This window comes from Paenibacillus sp. Y412MC10 (assembly GCF_000024685.1).
In the GTDB taxonomy this organism is placed as follows: Bacteria; Bacillota; Bacilli; order Paenibacillales; family Paenibacillaceae; genus Paenibacillus_AQ; species Paenibacillus_AQ lautus_A.
In genome coordinates, this window is the sequence record NC_013406.1 from 6,998,707 (window position 1) to 7,017,135 (window position 18,429).

General features: G+C 51.6%; 17 protein-coding genes. 9 read left to right on the forward strand and 8 right to left on the reverse strand.

The genetic code is table 11. From position 1 onward, the window contains the following. Window positions 1-44: 44 nt before the first annotated feature. The 5 genes from GYMC10_RS30965 to GYMC10_RS30985 form a co-directional block, all read right to left on the reverse strand. On the reverse strand, window positions 45-1,568 hold the full coding sequence (locus tag GYMC10_RS30965) for an ABC transporter substrate-binding protein (protein ID WP_015738044.1): 1,524 nt from the start codon (window positions 1,566-1,568) through the stop codon (window positions 45-47). A gap of 117 nt (window positions 1,569-1,685) precedes the next feature. Next, the gene (locus GYMC10_RS30970; protein ID WP_009590967.1) at window positions 1,686-2,633 is read right to left on the reverse strand and encodes a carbohydrate ABC transporter permease; all 948 of its coding nucleotides are present in this window, start codon (window positions 2,631-2,633) and stop codon (window positions 1,686-1,688) included. A 21-nt stretch (window positions 2,634-2,654) separates the two neighbouring features. Beyond that, window positions 2,655-3,584 (reverse strand): ABC transporter permease, encoded by a 930-nt coding sequence (locus tag GYMC10_RS30975; RefSeq protein ID WP_009590960.1) that lies wholly within the window; start codon window positions 3,582-3,584, stop codon window positions 2,655-2,657. Between the two features lie 271 nt (window positions 3,585-3,855). Beyond that, entirely contained in the window at window positions 3,856-5,406 is a 1,551-nt protein-coding gene (locus GYMC10_RS30980) for a response regulator transcription factor (protein WP_015738045.1), read from the reverse strand. Further along, window positions 5,403-7,265 carry a sensor histidine kinase gene (locus GYMC10_RS30985; RefSeq protein WP_036659614.1) on the reverse strand — a complete coding sequence of 621 codons (1,863 nt, stop codon included), beginning with the start codon at window positions 7,263-7,265 and terminating at the stop codon, window positions 5,403-5,405. Before GYMC10_RS30985 ends, GYMC10_RS30980 begins: the two co-directional genes overlap by 4 nt. Before the next feature lie 437 nt (window positions 7,266-7,702). On the opposite strand from GYMC10_RS30985, the gene GYMC10_RS30990 reads away from it, so the two are divergent. From GYMC10_RS30990 to GYMC10_RS31030, 9 genes are all read left to right on the forward strand, one after another. Beyond that, a complete protein-coding gene (locus GYMC10_RS30990; protein WP_015738047.1) occupies window positions 7,703-8,776 on the forward strand; it encodes a hypothetical protein in 1,074 nt (357 codons plus the stop codon). Between the two features lie 78 nt (window positions 8,777-8,854). Then, window positions 8,855-10,306, forward strand: a complete 1,452-nt coding sequence (locus GYMC10_RS30995) for a helix-turn-helix domain-containing protein (protein ID WP_015738048.1) — start codon at window positions 8,855-8,857, stop codon at window positions 10,304-10,306. Window positions 10,307-10,441: 135 nt separating this feature from the next. Continuing rightward, the gene (gene deoD / locus GYMC10_RS31000) at window positions 10,442-11,152 is read left to right on the forward strand and encodes a purine-nucleoside phosphorylase (RefSeq protein ID WP_015738049.1); all 711 of its coding nucleotides are present in this window, start codon (window positions 10,442-10,444) and stop codon (window positions 11,150-11,152) included. A gap of 41 nt (window positions 11,153-11,193) precedes the next feature. Beyond that, window positions 11,194-11,793: an ECF transporter S component gene (locus tag GYMC10_RS31005; protein WP_015738050.1), complete on the forward strand. Its 600-nt coding sequence runs from the start codon at window positions 11,194-11,196 to the stop codon at window positions 11,791-11,793. A 44-nt stretch (window positions 11,794-11,837) separates the two neighbouring features. Then, window positions 11,838-12,587 (forward strand): energy-coupling factor transporter transmembrane component T, encoded by a 750-nt coding sequence (locus tag GYMC10_RS31010; RefSeq protein ID WP_015738051.1) that lies wholly within the window; start codon window positions 11,838-11,840, stop codon window positions 12,585-12,587. Next, entirely contained in the window at window positions 12,584-13,444 is an 861-nt protein-coding gene (locus GYMC10_RS31015; protein WP_015738052.1) for an energy-coupling factor ABC transporter ATP-binding protein, read from the forward strand. Before GYMC10_RS31010 ends, GYMC10_RS31015 begins: the two co-directional genes overlap by 4 nt. Continuing rightward, a complete protein-coding gene (locus tag GYMC10_RS31020) occupies window positions 13,441-14,247 on the forward strand; it encodes an energy-coupling factor ABC transporter ATP-binding protein (protein ID WP_015738053.1) in 807 nt (268 codons plus the stop codon). The genes GYMC10_RS31015 and GYMC10_RS31020 overlap by 4 nt, the downstream gene beginning before the upstream one ends. Window positions 14,248-14,270: 23 nt before the next feature. Continuing rightward, the gene (locus GYMC10_RS31025; protein WP_015738054.1) at window positions 14,271-15,224 is read left to right on the forward strand and encodes a nucleoside hydrolase; all 954 of its coding nucleotides are present in this window, start codon (window positions 14,271-14,273) and stop codon (window positions 15,222-15,224) included. Window positions 15,225-15,248: 24 nt separating this feature from the next. Next, window positions 15,249-16,184: a nucleoside hydrolase gene (locus GYMC10_RS31030; RefSeq protein WP_015738055.1), complete on the forward strand. Its 936-nt coding sequence runs from the start codon at window positions 15,249-15,251 to the stop codon at window positions 16,182-16,184. 42 nt (window positions 16,185-16,226) lie between these two features. Here GYMC10_RS31030 and GYMC10_RS31035 read toward each other — a convergent pair whose 3' ends face one another. From GYMC10_RS31035 to GYMC10_RS31045, 3 genes are all read right to left on the reverse strand, one after another. Continuing rightward, on the reverse strand, window positions 16,227-16,775 hold the full coding sequence (locus GYMC10_RS31035) for a uracil-DNA glycosylase family protein (protein WP_015738056.1): 549 nt from the start codon (window positions 16,773-16,775) through the stop codon (window positions 16,227-16,229). A 31-nt stretch (window positions 16,776-16,806) separates the two neighbouring features. After that, window positions 16,807-17,583, reverse strand: a complete 777-nt coding sequence (locus GYMC10_RS31040; protein WP_015738057.1) for an AAC(3) family N-acetyltransferase — start codon at window positions 17,581-17,583, stop codon at window positions 16,807-16,809. 204 nt (window positions 17,584-17,787) lie between these two features. Next, window positions 17,788-18,342 carry a TetR/AcrR family transcriptional regulator gene (locus tag GYMC10_RS31045; protein WP_015738058.1) on the reverse strand — a complete coding sequence of 185 codons (555 nt, stop codon included), beginning with the start codon at window positions 18,340-18,342 and terminating at the stop codon, window positions 17,788-17,790. Window positions 18,343-18,429: the final 87 nt, after the last annotated feature.

The following is an 18,429-nucleotide window of genomic DNA, read 5'->3' on the forward strand; positions in this document are numbered from 1 at the left end:
GGCCGTAAGGAACAGCCGCTTCTACCCTTCATCCCCTTTACGGATTACTTGTTTTGAGCCTTCCACTCATCGAACTGCTTTTGAGCTTCGGCGATCACTTTGTCGATGCCGGCATCCTGAAACTTTTGTTTAGCTTTCGGCAGATATTCTTCAGGATCGACGGAGCCGGTGTACAGCGCCGGAATAAATTCCTTGGCTACGTTCGTGATGGCGGCAACCTCCGTTTTGACCGGAGCCGTGTCGAAATTAAAGCCGAACGTAGGCGCCACTACGGCAGAGGTGTTGAATTTCTCGAATGCTTCCCATTTGTCCTTCGGCTCGCCTTCGTGAAGGTACGTCAGGAACATGTTGCCGAGCGCGAAACCAGGCATCGCGTAGTTCTCCTGCATGGCAGGCATATCCTCGATATACGGCTCTTCAAGCTTCTTGTAGTGCGTTCCTTCCAAGCCGTATTGAATCATGTTCCGGAGTTTCACGTCCGTGTTCAGCAGGTTCAGGAACATCATCGCCCGCTCCGAATTTTTGGAGTAAGAAGAAATGGCCATCATCGAACCTGCTGCGGAGCTGGTGTAAATGACAGGATCATGCATCGGTCTGGTCACGATGTCATAGCCCGCGTTTCTGGACCAGCCAAGCTCTGCGTATGGCTGCGTAATTTCGCGGTCCACGAGCCATTTGCCGGTTTTGATGTTGTCGATGCCGTCCAGCGTTGCGATGTCCTCACGCACATAGCCCGCTTTATAGTATTTGCGCATGGTCTCAAGCGCCGATTTCAATTCAGGCGAATCCAGCAAATTCACGAATTTAAAGTCCTCGGTGTCCAGATACATGCCGATCGGAATTTCATCGCCGAGCGGGTAGTCAAACGGCATGTACGGTTTAAAGCCTTTCGGTACGGCAAGCGGCGTAATTTCCGCAGGCTCGTTCTCTTTAATCGTTTTGAGAAGCGGTTCCAGATCTTCAAGCGTGGTCACCTTGGAAATGTCCAGGTTGTACTTATCCAGATACTTTTTGTTGAAGCGCCATACAAATTGCTGTGCCAGTTCCTTGTTGGCCGGGATGCCATAGTTGACGCCGTTAACCTTCGTTCCTTCCAGGAAACGGGGATCCAGTACTTCTTTAATGCCTTTTCCGTACTGATCAAGCAGTTCGTTCAGCGGCTTAAACGCGCCTTTTGCCGCATTTGGAAGGTAATCGAACGCCCACGAGCTGGTGAAGGCGATGTCGTAATTCTCGCCGGAGCTCGTAATCACCTGCATCCGCTGGCTATAATCGCCCCAGTCGATCATGCTGATTTCGATTGTTGCATTGATTTTTTCCGTCAAATATTTATTGATTTCCTCTTGAACCATAGGCAGGTCTTTCTGGTTTGGCCCGATCATGTACATTTTCAGTTTGACCGGATCCAGTTTGGAGGCATCAATGGTGCCGTCGCTTTGGACAGCCGCCTCTTCCTTCGCTGGTTCACTTGGCTTACTGCCGCCTTCCTTGCTGCCGCAGGCCGACAGTACAACGGTCAGCAGAAGCACGAGAGCAAGGGACAGTAAAGAAATCTTCTTCTTAAACATGAGTTTTTCCCCCTGTGTCACTTAATGGTTATTGCTATATTGATACCGCTTACACACCCGAGACATGAAAGCCGGATTTCTCCGGCAGTGTGCGCTTGCGGGTTCAACCTTATGAAATTATCCTTTGACCGAGCCTACGGTCAGACCCTGGACAAAATACCGCTGGAAGAACGGATACGCCATGACGATCGGCAGCGTGGCCAATACGACCATCGCCATCCTTACCGTCTCCGTCGGCAGGCCGGCGGCCACATCGAACGAGCCGATATTCTGCGCATTCTTCGTCAGGAAGTCCATGTTCTTCTCGATCTGCATGAGCATGAACTGCAGCGGTGGCGTTGCCTGCGGATTGTTATAATACAGCAAGGCGTTAAACCAGTCGTTCCAGTAGCCCAATGAGCTGAACAAGCCGATGGTGGCGATCCCCGGCAGCGAGACCGGCAGGACGATACGGATAAAGGTCAGAAATTCGCCGGCGCCATCGATTTTGGCGGACTCGATAATCTCATCCGGAATCGTCGTTTGAAAAAAGGTCCTCATGACGATGATGGAGAACGCGCTCAAGGATAGCGGAAAGATCAGCGCCCAGATCGTGTTCTGCAGATGCAGGAACTGGGTCATCACGATATAACCCGGTACCATGCCGCCCGAGAACAACATGGTGAAGAACGCCAGAAAGCTGAAAAACCCTCTAAATTCAAAGTTTCGGCGGGACAAGGCATACGCATAGGTCGTAACCAGCGCCAGACTCACCAGCGTTCCCAGTACCGTGACCAGGAGCGTCAAGCCGAATGAGGACAGCAATTCGCTTCCCGTTTTGAAAATATACTCGTACGCGGCCGTGCTGAACTGACTCGGCAGCAGCCTAAAGCCTTCCAGGACCAGCGTCTGTTCGTCCGTCAGGGAAATAATGATAACAAATAGGAACGGAAAGATACAGGAGAACGAGAAGAGCCCGATCACGATATTGAAAATCGTATTCCACAAAGGGGAGATGGCATTATAGTCTCTCTTCCTTGAACGCTTGGCCGACTGGCGGGCGGTTTGCGTTGATAGCTGCGACATTGATGTTACACCTCCCTCGGATTAGAAAATCGCATGATCTTTTTCGATTTTTCGAACGATATAATTGGCAACCAGAATCAGAACCAGTCCGACAAACGATTGGTACAAGCCCGCTGCCGTGCTCATGCCGATGTCTCCCATGTTGATCAGCCCGCGGTAGACGAAGGTATCGATGACGTTCGTAACCGGGTACAGCGCCCCCGAATCCTTCGGAAGCTGGTAGAACAATCCGAAATCGGAACGGAAGATGCCGCCGATTGCCAGTATGGTCAGGATGATCATGAGCGGCTTCAACAGCGGAATGGTGATGTACCGCACCTGCTTCCACTTGCTGGCGCCGTCGATGACGGCCGCTTCATAATAAGACTTGTCGATCCCTGTGATAGCCGCAAGATAAATAACGCTGTTGTAGCCTACGCCTTTCCAGATGCCGACAAAAATGATGATGAAGGGCCAATACTTCGCTTCCGAATACCAGCTGATCGGCTCTCCTCCGAAATAGGTAATGATTTGGTTCAGCGTTCCTTTGTCCACGCTCAGAAAGGTGAACGCAAAATAACTGATGATGACCCACGACAAAAAATGCGGCAGAAACATGCCGGTCTGATATACCTTGGCCGTCCGCTTGTTGACAAGCTCGCTCAGCATGATCGCAAATCCGACCGCAATGACCAGGCCCAGAATGATAAAGGCGAGGTTATAAAGAATCGTATTTCTCGTAATGATATAGGCATCATTGGTCGTAAACAGATACTCGAAGTTTTTGAATCCTACCCATTCGCTGTTGAACACGCTGGCGAAGAAACCGTCCGGGCTGATGCGGAAATCCTTAAACGCGAGCACGGTACCGAACATGGGCAAGTATGCAAAGATCAGAAACCAAATGGTTCCGGGCAGTATCATCAGCAGCATGAACCGGTTGCGTATAACCTTTTTGATGAACCCCGACATGGGCACTCCTCCTCTTCCCTGTTAAATGCAAGCGATGCGACCGAAGCTTTAAAATCTCCCATGATCGTTGTCAATGCGGCTTTATCCAAGAGCCGGCCGTTATCTTCTCACTCGTCCTTTAACTACTTTCATTGTGCCAAGTAAGCGCTGCCGCCCTCAAGTTGAAAAATACTAGAACGGGATGGATAAATTAAAGAATCCTCCACAAACAACAAGAAAAACAGGCCAAAGCGGATTCGCCTTGAGCCTGTCGCAAAGAGAAACGTTGGTGTTAGATCCGATACATGGACCTCATCTCGGTTGGAGAAACGCCCGTATATTTTTTGAACTGCCTGTAAAAGTACGAGCTGTCCGTGTAACCTACGCTGAAAGCAATATCCGCCGTCTTCTGATCGGTATGCAGCAGGAGCTGCGTCGCTTTCTCGATGCGGTACTGGTTCAAATAATCCGAAAAGCTTGCGCCGACCTCCTGCTGAAAGAGCTGCCCCAAATAATTCGGATGCATCTGCAGCCGCTGGCTCAGCGTCTTCAAGGATAGCTCTTCCGGATAATGGTGCTGCACCTGCTCGACAAGGAACGATACATGGAGGCTGTACCCCTGTTCTGCTTCCTGCAGGCGCTGGAGGCTGCGCTCGACAATGCGCCATACATGGCTTCGGAGCCCCTGGAGCGTATTGATCCGGTGCATTGGCGTGAACACCTCGCTGTAGTCGGGGCTTTTCTCCACGTCCTTTGCCGCTATCATCAGTTGGACTGCCGCATTCATGCAGGCTCCCCTGGGTACCGTCTGCGCCCCGCTGCCGCCGTCAAGAACGGATTCGATGTAGGCCTGCAAGGACGAAACATCGCCTTCGATCAGCAGCTTCGCAAAAGCATCGGGGCGAACCGACGGCGAAGATGCCGGATCGGACTCCGGTTCCGCAGGCGGATGGTACAAGGTCTCTTCATCTCCTGCAATCAGGCAGGCGTTGAAATGGCCTTTCGCTAGCCTGTAGCTCTCCTGAATATCTTTAAAATCATGGACAGCCGCATGACCTTCGGCGCACCACATACGCAAGCCGGTCAACTGCCGCAGCTTGGCCATGGCTCCTCGCATCCCCTCCCGCGCAGCATCCTTCCGCTCCTTCATCGAGGCCGTCAAAACAACGATGTCGTCATCCGCATCGGGAAAACAAATGACCTCATGATCTCCCCCAAGCTCCTCCGAAAGAGCTTGGCAGCATTCATCCGCCAGGCTGGTCAGGCGGAAGAGCTGAGATACCGAGCGCTCGTCGGATATGAGCCGCAGCACGTTAACCTGGTATGACGGATAATGCAGCGGAATGCCGAGAAGTTCGGCTCTTTGCTTGAGCTCCGAGCTTTTGATTTCGCCACTCACCCATCGCTGCAAAATATTGCTGCGGAGAACCTTCCAATCCTCCTCGGAGCGAAACCGCTTCAGCTCCTCGCGTTCCCAATCGCCCCGGATATGCTTGATCGTTGCTTCCAGCTCCTCGATGTTGATCGGCTTCAAAATGTAATTTTGGATGCCGAGCGTGATCCCTATCTTCACATATTCGAATTCCTCATACCCGCTAAGCACAATGAACTTGGTGCGGGGATGCATGGCTTTCACCTTCTTAATGAGCTCGAGTCCGTTCATTCTTGGCATCATAATATCCGTGATCAGCAGATCCACAGGCTCTTCCCTCAATTTCTCTAACGCCTGCAGCCCATCGTTGGCCGAACCGGACACGTGCAGATCGTATTCCTGCCAATCCACAATCGTGGCCAATCCCTGAGCAATCAAAGGCTCATCATCAACAAAAAACACGCTCCTCATGTCGTCTCCCCCTTGCGAAGCTTCGGTATTTCCATGCGGACCTCGGTTCCCCGCCCCTCCGTGCTGCAGATGGTCACGCCGTAATCGCTTCCGTAATTCAGAACGATCCGTTCATGCACGTTCATCAGCCCGATCGACCGGTAGCCCTTGTCCGGAGGCTGGAGAACCTTGTCCAGCGTCTGGCGGATCTGGATCAGCTTGTCCTCCGGTATCCCCGTTCCATTGTCCGAGACGGTAATCACGACCCGGTCCTCTGTCCCATGGGCCCGGACTGAAATTTTATTGTTGTCCTCGAGCGGACGGAATCCGTGAACGATATAGTTTTCCACGATCGGCTGGACGAGCAGCTTGATAATGCTAAGGTTTTGGATTTCCGGGTCGACCTCAATTTCCGTCTCCAGCCGCCCTTCATAGCGGATGCGGAACAAGTCGAGGTAAACCGAGCACATATCAATCTCCTCTTCAACGGTAACCATCGTGCTCTTCTTCACCATGTTCTTGAACATGACCGACAGGCTGTATATCATTTGGCCCACTTCCTTCGCTCCCACGAAATACGCCTTCATGCGAATGGATTCCAGCGTATTGTATAAAAAATGGGGATTGATCTGCGACTGCAGGGCAACCAGCTCCGCGTTTTTTTGCTTGATTTCCGAGGTGTACATCTTATCGATGTACTGCTCCAAACGGTCGCCCATGTCGTTGAATCGGCGGGAAATTTGCTGCAGCTCGTCTTCGCCGGACATCTGGATGCGCGTCGACAGATCGCCTTCGCCGATGCGGTTCATCGAGCGGATGATACGCTGCACTTTTTTGGAGAATTTTCGAACGATCGTGAACGTAATTGCAAAGCTGGCCGCCATAAATACAAGCGTGACCAGGATCAGTCCGGTCCTCAAACTCTCCGTATTCTCCTCGATCGAGGATTTCGACACGATACCCACCACCGACAAGCCCGCATTCCCGACATTCAACATGTTCACCTTGGAGGGTTCGTCCAGCTCCACCCAGTCTCCGGCTTTTTCCGGTTCCAAGTGGTAGGGATAGGTTTGACCGTAATACACATCCTCCGAGTCGTAAATCACGGTTCCCTGGGCGTTCAACACCATGATCCGGCCTTTAACCGAAGCTCTGCTCTCTAGCCAGGTCGATATTTGCCGGGCGTCGAACTCCACGTTCAACATGCCTACCCGTTCCAGGGTCCAAGGGTCCTTCAGCTCTCGCGAATAGGAATAGGACCTTGCACTGGAGCCTGCGACTGAACCTGAAAGCTCGTTTAGCGGCATGGTATCCCAGCTGTGCTGCTCCCGGCGGGCGAACCAGTTCTCCCACTTGCTTTTGGAACCGGATTCATTATTCAGCTGCTGGTTGGTCCGGCTGATGTGCATATAAAAATCGTTCGGATAACTGTAGATGGACACGCTTTTGGCGCTGGGCTCCTGCTCCAGGTAATTCTTCAGCAGGGTATTGAAGGACCGCAAACGCTGCTCCCCCGTCTTGGTGTACAAATCCAGGCGGTATTTGAGGTAACTTTCATATTCGTTGTTCAAAAAATAGATCAGCTCGTCGCTCAGCGTGGCGTCGCCGTAAATCTGCTGGAATATATTTTGGATGCTCTCATACTGCCGGCTCAAATAGATATTCAGGACATGCGCGGATTTGAGATTGGCGTCCGTCTGCTCGCGGAGTATGCGCTGCGTCTGGTATTGATAGACCAAGGTCGCCGCAATCGCAAACAGCACGATCATGACGGCCGAATACAGCACGACGATTTTGTTGAACATTTTTCGCTTCAGATGGTTTAAATAAAATTGGCGCAGTCTGAAAATATGTAACACACCCTGTTCTATAATGGTCACTTCGGCACCCAGTGTACACCGTTTCCGTAAACCCGGCAATTGCATTCTGCATCTCTGTGAACGAGCACTGCTGTACTGGGACGGCATGGATGGGCTGTGCCGGAAACGGCAGGCTGGATTCCGTTCGTCCCCACCGAACGTGTTATTGAGACGATCTGCATGATACTGGATGTGGCGAATCCCTCAACTGGTCCGCATAGGATATCCAGAGACTAGCAGGAGGTTTTGCTGAAGAGAACGTAAAAGGAGGGCACCGCAGGTTTTTGAGGATCCGCCGCTTATGAAGAAGGCATGGCATGTCGCTGCTTTCAGATAATGTCCATCTGTCGCGAAACTAGAGGAATGCCCTGCTGGATGTTGAATATTTATTAAGGATCCGTGTTAGCTACTGTCGTGTTCATGATGAATGAAACCCTTACGAACCGAGGATATGACTGATGAAACTTCAATTCCTATATAATGAATATCTGAATCTGAAATTCAATCGAGGATTACCGTCCACTCCGATAGGCGGCTTTGCATACGGCCTTCTTGAGGACGGTGGCGCTGCATTATTCTTTGCCGAGCGTAACGATGAGGCTTTTGTGGAGTGGACGTATGAATTGCAGCCGAGGGACGCCCATTATGTTGCGATCCCGGATTGGAAGCCTGTGCTGTCCGATTCTTTTAAACAGCTGGACGTCTATGATGAATTGGTATTCTATTATCTGCTGTTTACGATCAATGCAACGACGTCCATAGCCAAGATCAACCCGTACAATGCCATGAATGATTTCATGAAGAACTATGCTTTCTTTCAGTTGTCTCAATTAAACGGTGTCACCCGCTTGAACGAGGAACAGAAGCTGCAATTAAGAGACTTTTTCTTCTTTTTCTACCTTTACGCGCACCCTGTGAATGAGGAGACCCTCTACGCCTTTTCATTCCGCGGGCAGGATTTGATCCATACGAAAACCAACATTCATGTTGAGCATTATGTAACTACATATCACGATTACTACAGCGAGCATCTCGACAAGCACAAAGATCAAATATTCATTGCTCCCCCTGAAATTCAGGCATGCCAGGATCTTATGTTGGAGCTGTTAAGGTCCATCGAGGGCAAATCGGCCAAGCTGGAGATGCCACCGGAAGAAGGATTAGAGGCCCTACTACGGCTGATCAATGACGCGGATGGTTTTATGCACATGCATTCGGTGGATAAAACGACGCTATTCGGGATCATGAGCGATTTCCTCTCGGACGCTCGCTCCACCCCTTACCGCGATCATTGCTTCCGTATGCTGCTTCAGAATTATGCCTGTTATGTCCTTTATTTTGAGTTTGAGCAAATTCATCATTTGGTGGATTATTTTAAAGATACGCCGGTATGGTGCGAGAGAATGATTAATTCCCTTTTTACGGATGCTATCTTTATGCAGAAGATCCTGCGGCATCATCGTATCGAGATTGCCGATTATACGAACGTGATTGCGTTCTTTAATGAGGAGGCTCGGAGGATTTATTTGTAATCGCTAAGGGAGATGGGCACCGACTGCATGGTGAGAACCGACATCTAACCTACTCTCAGTAAGGGGGAGAACAGACACTTGGAAAAGGAATTCATACTGACACATAAGCTGTTGACCCTGCTCGATTCCGAATATCGGTGGTTCACCCTTGCCGAGATTGAAGAGCAAATTGGCGTATCGGACAAAACCATTCGTAAAATTATCGATGAAGCCAAGCAGGAGCTTCCTCCTTCCATTCATTTTGAAATTTCGCGGGGAAAAGGCGTTATTCTCCATTACGATAAACGAAATGTCGCGATTGGCGAGGTCATCTCTTCCATGTACAGGCAGAGAACCTTCTACCAGCTGCTGGCTGTGCTTTTTGCCGAGGGAGGGCGCTACTCGCTGGAAGAACTGGCCGACAAGCTGTATATGAGTTCTTCCTCGCTGAAAAAGCTGATCATCCGGCTGAACAACCATGAATTGAAGCCATACCATTTGCGCATTGCGTATTCCATGCCAGAGGTCAAAGGCAGTGAAATCAGTATCCGTTATTTTTACTGGAAAATGTTTTACGATGCCTATGAATTCTCCGGCTGGCCATTTGCCGACATCGACCAAGCTCAGATCCATGAGTACATAACGGCAATCGAGTCGGAGAATGACATCGTGTATTTCCTTAACGCTAAGCGGAGCTTGTCTTTTCTGGCGGCGATCATGATTACCCGAGTGCTGCAGGGCAAATATGCGGATGTTCCGAGCGGACCATATGACTGGGAGAAACGCATGCTTCACGCCTCTGTTGCCGCATTAGCCAGAGGGCTGGAACAGCGGTACGCTATTCATTTGCCGCTGGACGAAATCCGGTTTCTGCAGGCCATGTTCAGCTTGGGCCAATACAATTATTATGATGAAGCGAAAGTCAGCTCGATGATATCGAGGGAGAAAGCAAATCTCGTGGAAATCACGGAGGAAAAATATCAAATCCTCAATCATTTCCTCATGCTGGCGCTTGCAGCGTTCCCTGCGATTGAAATGAACGACCGGTTCATCTGGGAAATCGGAGATTTCTTCGAGAAGCTCCGGCTGGAAAATGCGCTTCCCGATCTGATCGCCGTCTCGGCAAGCAGCCTGACGGAATATGTCCTAAGGGATTGCCGCCCCATGTACCAGGTCGTAAAGAGCTGCATGCAGGAATGGAGCCAGCGCTATCCGGGCATTCAGTATAACGACTATCATCTGACGAAGCTGACGCTGTTGATCAGCTCCAGCCTGCGCTATAACAGCAAAAAGGCTTTCCTGCTGATCGGCGAGGAATTCTCCATCCGCCATTACGTCGCCAAGCTCATCAAGAATGAAATCGGTGACGAGCTGATCATCAACACCTCCATTATGGAGGGGCTTACCGATGAAATGATTCAGAAGCACGGCATCGATTTCGTGATCAGCACGTTCCCCGTTGAGCTGCATACGGTGCCCGTGGTCATTATTTCAACGATACCGACCAAACGGGATTTAGAAAATATCCGCAAGGAATTAATGCAACCATGAGACCTCATGGTTGCATTTTTCCGTTAAGCTCCGTAACTTTCTGGTCTTGGTTATCCCTCCGATTCTGACTATGATGAAGGCATACAATATTAAAGCGCTTTCTTAAGAGGGAGGCCAGTAAGCAGGAGGAGCAAGATGAGCATACATTTGGGAGCACAACAGGGAGATATCGCAGAACGCGTGCTGCTGCCCGGCGATCCGCTGCGGGCGAAGTTTGTGGCAGAGCACTTTTTGGAGGAGGTATATTGTTACAACGAAGTGAGAGGCATGTACGGGTACACCGGCCTTTATAAAGGAGTTCCCGTTTCTGTCCAAGGTACGGGAATGGGCAACCCGACCATGAGCATATATGCGACGGAGCTGATTCAGGATTACGGGGTCAAAAAGCTGATCCGCATCGGTACTTGCGGCGCCATGCAAAAAGAGCTTCAGGTCCGCGACATCGTACTGGCCCAAGCCGTATCCTCGGACAGCAATCTGATGGAAAAAATATTTCATGGCTGCAATTACGCGCCAACCGCCGATTACGGCATGTTAAGCAAAGCCCATCAACTGGCTCAGGAGAAGCAGGTGAATGTCTTTGTCGGTAACATCTATAATTCCGATGAATTTTATAGGGAAACTTTGGACCGTCTTCATAAATTCATGGAGTTCGGCGTGCTCGCGGTCGAGATGGAAAGTGCCGCCCTATACACGCTGGCAGCTAAATACGGTGTCAGGGCCCTATCCATATTGACGGTAGGCAGTCATCTGCTGACCAATGAACGCTCGTCCCATCAAGACAGCGAGAAGTCCTTCCACGACATGGTCGAGGTCGCGCTCCATACCATCTTAGCGGACGAATAGGGATTGCTTGAAAACTAACTATGCTCTAGGGGGAAAAATCAATGGGAATCAAACGCGGATTTAAATATGATTTTTCGTTGTTGGCCATTTTGTTGATCCCGATCGGGATCGCCATCAACTTTGTCGGTGCGCAAATCATACTGCTGCTCAAGCTGCCGATTTACCTGAACACCATCGGGACGATTCTGACGGCCATGATCGCCGGTCCTTGGGTCGGTATGATTACGGGGGCGAGCACCAATCTTGTTGTCGGCATAACGAACCCGGTCTCGTTCGCATTTACGCCTGTACAAATGGCCGTCGGTCTGGTGGTCGGCCTGCTCTCCATGAGAGGCATGTATACGAAGCTGTGGAAAGTCATCTTGTCTTCATTCGCTGTCGTACTGACCGTTCTGATCGTGGCCTCTCCGATCCAGGTGCTGATGTTCGGCGGAGCGACCGGCAACTCTTCGGATGCCGTGGTTGCTACATTCCTGGCCTCCGGTCAGCAGATCTGGACAGCGGTATTCTCAACCAAAATCCTGGTGGAAAGCGTCGACAAAATCATCAGCAACGTCATTGCCTTTGTCATCGTGATGAAGATGTCCCCAAGGTACTTGTCCAAGCTCAATTACGGTGCAGCTTTTATCAAAAAGAAATGACGTATAGTCCGTAATGGATACGCTTTCATAAAGGAGGGGTTCTTGTGAATAACGAACGGTCCTTGTTGAGCCGTCTTTATCCAACAACCAAGTTTATGATTATCATCGCTTTATGTTTGGCCGCATTTATCGTGCCCGGCTACGGGTTCAGCTACGCGGTTCTGCCGATTTGCATGGTGCTGGCCTACTTCGCCGGCAGCTTTAAGGAGTTTTCCAATCTGGCGATTAAGGCTCTGCTGATGATTGTTGTGTTCATCTTTATCCTGCAGAGCTTCTTCTATCCCGGCAACGACATTCTGTGGAGCTGGAGCATCTTCTCCATCAAGCGGGAAGGACTGGAATTCGCCCTGTTCCTGACATCCAAAATCGTGGCGGTCGCATCGGCCTTCATTCTGTTCTTCCGCATCACCAAGGTCAAGGATTTGGTGCATTCCCTGGAACAGATCGGCCTGCCGTCCAAAGTAACCTATGTCATCTTGTCCACCTTGCAGCTCATCCCGGAGATGAAAAAGCTGACCCACGTCATCATGGATGCCCAAAAAACACGAGGCGTTGAAACCGAAGGCAAGCTGCTTGTCCGCATGAAGGCCTTCCTGCCGACCCTTAGTCCGCTTATTCTCGGATCCGTGGCTAGCACGGAGGAACGGGTACTGACGCTGGAGTCGAGAGCCTTCTCGGCCAATGTCAAAAAAAGCAGCATCTACAAACTGGAGAAAACAAAGCATGATCGGCTGGTTCGAATTCTGCTGGTCGTACTGCTTGCTATCTTAATCGTCTGGAGAGTTGCGCTATGAGTATCATTACGATCAAGAATTTATCCTACCAATATCCGATCAGCGAGTCCGATGCACTCAAGAACGTGAACGTAACGATCGAAAGAGGCAAGCTGTATGCGCTGATCGGGGCCAACGGAGGCGGAAAAACAACCCTGTGCAACGTCATTCGCGGGTTTATCCCTCACTTCTATAAGGGAGATCTGCGCGGCGAGGTGCTGATCGAAGGCAAGGATATCCGCGAATGGGAAATGGGCGAGCTCTCCCAAAAAATCGGCTATGTGTTCCAGAATCCTTTTACACAGATCAGTGGCGTGAAGGATAACGTGTTTGAAGAGATTGCATTCGGCCTGGAAAATCTGGGCATGGAGCCCGCACTGATCCGGGAGAAGGTAGATCAGGTCATCAACATGCTGGAGATCGGTTATTTGCGGGACAAAAACCCGTTCGAGCTCTCCGGCGGCCAGAAGCAGCGGGTTGCGCTCGCCTCCATCATCGTCATGGAGCCGGATGTACTGGTCATTGACGAGCCGACCTCGCAGCTTGATCCGAAGGGAACGGAAGAAGTGTTCAAGATTATCGAGCTGATGAAGAAAAAGGGGAAAACGATCATTCTCGTCGAACATAAAATTGAGCTGATCGCCGAATATGCCGACAATGTCATCCTGCTGAACGAGGGTGAAGTGGCCATGCAAGGCAGCTCACAGGAGATTCTTACCGATGAGCGTGCCCTGGCATTCGGAGCCGCGCTCCCCCAATACTCGCTGTTCGGCCTGGACATGCGCAAACGGGGGATGGATCTCGGGAGCATCCCCTTAACGGAAAAAGAAGCCCTTGAGGCCGTGAAGACATGGATGAAGAAGGGGGTTAACGCATGAGCTTTCTGACTTTGACGAATGTTTCCTTTGCCTATCCGAACGGCTACAAAGCGGTGGATGGCGTCAACATGTCCTTCCGAAAGGGGGAATCCGTTGCCATTGTCGGCCAGAACGGGGCAGGTAAAACGACCACCGTCAAGATGATGAACGGGCTCCTCAAGCCTTCCGAGGGGGATGTCGTCATTGACGGCTGGAATACGCGGGATTATACCACCGCGCAAATATCGCGGAAGGTCGGCTACGTGTTCCAGAACCCAGACGACCAGATTTTTCATAACGATGTGTACAGCGAGATTGAATTCGGCCCCCGCAAGCTGGGCCTACCGGAAGAACAGGTCAAAGCGAATGTCATGAAGGCGGCGGAGCTGGCAGGCGTCGTTCCGTTTCTAAAGGACAATCCTTACAATTTGCCCTATTCCATGCGTAAATTCGTAACGATTGCCTCCGTCATTGCGATGGATTCCAGCGTCATCATTCTGGATGAGCCGACGGCAGGTCAGGATCTTCCGGCCATGGCGCGGCTCGCCCATCTGATCGAGGCTTTAAACCAGGAAGGAAAAACCATCATCACCATCACGCATGATATGGAATTTGTCGTGAACAACTTCCAGCGGGTCATCGTCATGGCGAACCGTCAGGTCATTGCGGACGACGACAAGCGGGCCATCTTCTGGAATCCGGATGTGCTGGAGCAGGCGATGCTGAAGCAGCCGCATATCAGCAGGCTCAGCCACTCCCTGAATATCGGCGATAACATCCTGGCGATACCGGAGCTTGCGGACGAGCTTGCCAAGCATAAGTGATGGAGTAAGGGAGTGACAAGAATATGGAGCAGGAGCAGGTTAAACACATCCTCTTGGATGTGGATACCGGCGTGGATGATGCCCTGGCGCTCATCTTTGCCGTGAAGTCCAATAAGCTGCATATAGAAGGCATTACAACGGTATTCGGCAATGTGGACGTGAAGCAGGCGACGAAGAATACGCTCCAGGTGCTCGAATTGGCTCAGCCCCGGTACGAAATTCCCGTTGCCATGGGAGCGGATGCCCCTTTGTTTCGCCCTCGCCGGGAGAACGTAACCGCCATTCATGGAGCCAACGGCCTGGCCGGATATGAACTGCCGGAGGCGCGCCGATCGCCGGTGAACGAGAGGGCATCCGATTTCATCGTGCGGAAGGTGCGGGAACAAGCGCATGACATTACGCTGGTCTTCACCGGCAGGCTGACTAATTTGGCGGTGGCGCTCGCCAAGGACCCGTCGATCGCGCAGAAAGCCAAGCTGGTGCTGATGGGAGGGGCCATCAAAGTGCCGGGCAATATAACGCCCGTGTCCGAGGCCAACATCCACGGCGATCCCGAAGCGGCGCACCGGGTGTTCGAGTCCGGGATTCCGATTACGATGGTGGGCCTGGACGTGACCGGAAAGGCCAGGTTCGGCGAAGCTCATTATCAACAGCTCATGAGCGGCTTCACGGAGGAACAGGCAGAGTTAAAAGCTTTCATGCAGCATATATTCACCTTCAGCTTTGAGGCAAGCGACCGCTTGAACGAGGGCAGATACCGGCTGATGCATGATCCGCTGGCGCTGGCTGTCGTCGAGGACGCTTCCCTGGTGGAGATGGAGGATTATTACGTCTATATCGAGACAAAAGGACAGGTATCTTCCGGCGCAACGCTGGTCGACTTCAGACGCCCGCAGTCACGGACTAATGCCTCCGTCTGCATGCAGGTCCGTGAAGAGGTATTCCTGCAACATTATATCCAAACGGTGCTATCGTAACCGTCAGAGGAAGGAGCATGATTGATGCATCGAATCGTCTTGGATGTGGATACCGGCGTTGACGACGCGCTGGCGATTGCCTACGCTGTCCGGTCTTCGGCTCTCGATATCCTTGGAATAACGACTTGCTTCGGAAACGTACCGGTGGAGGATGCAACCCGGAATACGCTCCATGTGCTGGAACGGCTTGGCGCAGCCGGGGTTCCAGTCGCCATGGGGGAAGCCGCCCCCTTGTTCCATCCCTCGATGAAGTCCTATCCCGTCCAGTTTCATGGCGAGAATGGGCTCGGCAACTTGGCATTTCCCGATCCTGCAGCCAAGCCGGTCTCAACATCCGCCGCGGCCTTTATGGTGGATCAGGTCCGGCGATATCCGAAGCAGGTAACGCTCATCTGTGTCGGCCCGTTGACCAATCTGGCTGCGGCCATTCTGCAGGCGCCGGAGATAGCGTCGCTGGTCCGTCAGATTATCGTGATGGGCGGAGCCGTGGGCGTGGCGGGCAACCGCCGGATGCATGCGGAAGCGAATGTATACTCCGACCCGGAAGCGGCCCAGCTCGTTTTCCAATCCGGAGCTCCGATTACGCTGGTCGGACTGGATGTGACCATGCAGACCGAGCTCAGTCTAAAGGATATCCAGCGCTGGAGAGATCTGGATTCGGACCTGACCCGCTTTTTGGCGGACATGACTTCCTACTATATCGGAGGCTACCGGGAAGCCTATGGCGACCGGACCGGTTGTGCCCTGCATGATCCGCTGGCGGTAGCCGTGGCGATCGACCCGACCCTGGTCGAGGTCCAGCCGATGGTGCTCCAGGTAGATCTGGAAGGCATCCACTCCTATGGCAGAACCATTGCCGATCTGCGTCCGCGTTGTACCGACCAGCCGAACGTTAACGTCTGCATCGGCGTCGACGCCAAGCGGTTTCAGGAACATTTTATGGAGACCTTGATGAAATAAGCTGCAGCAAAAGGAGCGAACGCCGGGTGCGTTCGCTCCTTTTTATGTCCCCCTCCCTGCTCTCTCCTCCCACTTCGCCCTCAAACCTTTCAAATCCTCGACAAAGAATCTTAGCAAATTGAGTCTTCTTCTAACGGCCAGCGGATGATAGGTAAAGCCAATCGGGATTCCTTCAAATTCATGCCAGCTCCCCCGCAGCTCCTTGACGGTGGCATTCTCCTTCTGCGGGAATAATCCTTCGACTACGACATTGCCAAAGCCAAATAATAATAGCGGCTGCTTCTGAAGGAGCTGCGACTGCAAATGCGGAAGGCATGCGGCTCGGGTTGCAGGCTTATCGTAAGCACGGGTTGGCCGGCGTTTCAGCAAATAGGCGACGTAAACCGAGTGGATATCCATGCCCGCTTCCCTCATGCCGAGTTGGAGGGTTTCCCGGGTCCCGTACAAGAACGGATTTCCTTCCCGGTCTTCCCGGTCTTCCCGGGCTCCCGGATTATCCAGGATCATCATCAGCGAGCCTTGCGGATTGCCTTCACCCCAGATGAAGCGATTCCGTTGTTTGCACAATTCGCAGCGTTCGCAATGCTTCATATCTTCGGGCGCTTGCGATGAAAGTCCTCGTCTAAACGTTATGCATGGTATGGTCCAAGGGTTGATTATCCGAGAACAAATCCGGATTGTCCTTGAGCATTTCCGTTATGACATCCGCCACCGCGGCCGCATCGCATACCCGGACGACGGCATCGCCAAGATGCCCCTTATGCATCGCGCCCCGACTTTCCAGGACCTCCTCGACCTTCCAAAAATGCTCCGACCACGACAACCCGCAATGTCTGCGGGAAGGCACCGGGATTTCCGTTCCATCCGGTAAAACCGTGTACAGCTTCTCATGGCCATCCGTTAACCTGCCCGGGATGTCCACCCACTCCTCGACTCCATGAATAAAAGTGTTGCGCTTTAAATCGACACCCACTAACAAAATCGTCGCCTTGCGGTCAAGCAGCTTGCCCCAAGCGGATCCTCTAGCGCAGGGCGTGTCGAAACGATGATCGTCGTTTGTGAACGGGATGGCATCCTGGCCCAGTGCCGCCACGGAATGCGTGGGGTGCAGCGAACGCACCACACCCGCACGTTTGCGAAACAGCTCGGGCAGGATGCCGACGCAAGATGGGGATTGGTCCACGTAAAACTTCGGATTATCCGCATTGATATAAGACCACGTGTGGGTGGGCAGCACCAGCAGCCCCTCTTTCATATACGCTGTCAGCGCATCGAGGACCGTGTCCGCGCCGCCTTCGACCGGCCCCATGCTCTTCATGGAAGAATGGACCAGCAAGGTCCCTTTTCCGTCAATGCCCAGCTGCTCTAATTGCTTCATTAAACTTTCCCATGTGTGCATGTTCTTCTCCTCCCGGGCCAGGATATCTAAACTGGCTGTCACTATTATTTTTTGATGATTTCCCAGTGCATTTAAGCGGATGTATCTCTTTTGATAGGCTTTTTACATAAGATAGGTCCATCATATAGAGGACTGGGAATATTTGCAATGTTCCTATGCATGTTGGTTCTAACGTTCCAAGCTTTACCTCTTTGCCCTCATCGGTTACACATACTTTCTTCTATACATCAAGGTAATCTGATCCGCAATGTATTCGGCGCTATGCTCGGTACCATCCTTAATCCACCACATAATAATCCCCAGAAGCGATGCTGCCACAATATCAACGGAGGCAACCCGACTTGTGGAATGGATGTTTCTTGCGTCTCTGCGTTGTTCTATCGTGTTTTTCAATAGGTTCGACAAGTGGATTTTGAAGCCCGTATGCTCAACTAACACGGCGAAAATTTTTCGGTATTCATAAAAATAATATAAAAATGTAATTAGCTGCTCCCGTTCGTTTCTGCTCTTCACTTGTAATAACGGCTCGACTTTCATGGACAGGTCGTCAAAGATCTCATGCACGATCTGGCGCAGCAAATCATTAATATCCTCATAATGCAAATAAAACGTGGCGCGATTTAGCTCTGCGCGGGTTGCAATTTTTTGGACGGTCAATTGAGAGATTTCCAGATTGTCGGCCAGTAATGAAAAAACGGCCTGTTTCAGCAGCTTTTTGGAGCGAACGGCTCGTGGATCCACTCTTTTATGTTCAGGCATGTCATCCCTCGATTATCGTTTATTTGACAGTTCATCGACCGATCTTCCCATACTGTCGTTTAGTCGACAGTTTCAGCAGAATTGTAA

What these genes read in the sequence shown, in the direction of transcription:
- deoD (WP_015738049.1), top strand. Translation starts at nt 10,442, where the DNA reads ATGAGCATACATTTGGGAGCACAACAGGGAGATATCGCAGAACGCGTG.
- GYMC10_RS31015 (WP_015738052.1), top strand. Translation starts at nt 12,584, where the DNA reads ATGAGTATCATTACGATCAAGAATTTATCCTACCAATATCCGATCAGC.
- GYMC10_RS31025 (WP_015738054.1), top strand. Translation starts at nt 14,271, where the DNA reads ATGGAGCAGGAGCAGGTTAAACACATCCTCTTGGATGTGGATACCGGC.
- GYMC10_RS30965 (WP_015738044.1), bottom strand. Translation starts at nt 1,568, where the DNA reads ATGTTTAAGAAGAAGATTTCTTTACTGTCCCTTGCTCTCGTGCTTCTG.
- GYMC10_RS31040 (WP_015738057.1), bottom strand. Translation starts at nt 17,583, where the DNA reads ATGCACACATGGGAAAGTTTAATGAAGCAATTAGAGCAGCTGGGCATT.
- GYMC10_RS31045 (WP_015738058.1), bottom strand. Translation starts at nt 18,342, where the DNA reads ATGCCTGAACATAAAAGAGTGGATCCACGAGCCGTTCGCTCCAAAAAG.
- GYMC10_RS31005 (WP_015738050.1), top strand. Translation starts at nt 11,194, where the DNA reads ATGGGAATCAAACGCGGATTTAAATATGATTTTTCGTTGTTGGCCATT.
- GYMC10_RS31035 (WP_015738056.1), bottom strand. Translation starts at nt 16,775, where the DNA reads ATGAAGCATTGCGAACGCTGCGAATTGTGCAAACAACGGAATCGCTTC.
- GYMC10_RS31020 (WP_015738053.1), top strand. Translation starts at nt 13,441, where the DNA reads ATGAGCTTTCTGACTTTGACGAATGTTTCCTTTGCCTATCCGAACGGC.
- GYMC10_RS30980 (WP_015738045.1), bottom strand. Translation starts at nt 5,406, where the DNA reads ATGAGGAGCGTGTTTTTTGTTGATGATGAGCCTTTGATTGCTCAGGGA.
- GYMC10_RS30970 (WP_009590967.1), bottom strand. Translation starts at nt 2,633, where the DNA reads ATGTCGCAGCTATCAACGCAAACCGCCCGCCAGTCGGCCAAGCGTTCA.
- GYMC10_RS30975 (WP_009590960.1), bottom strand. Translation starts at nt 3,584, where the DNA reads ATGTCGGGGTTCATCAAAAAGGTTATACGCAACCGGTTCATGCTGCTG.
- GYMC10_RS30990 (WP_015738047.1), top strand. Translation starts at nt 7,703, where the DNA reads ATGAAACTTCAATTCCTATATAATGAATATCTGAATCTGAAATTCAAT.
- GYMC10_RS31030 (WP_015738055.1), top strand. Translation starts at nt 15,249, where the DNA reads ATGCATCGAATCGTCTTGGATGTGGATACCGGCGTTGACGACGCGCTG.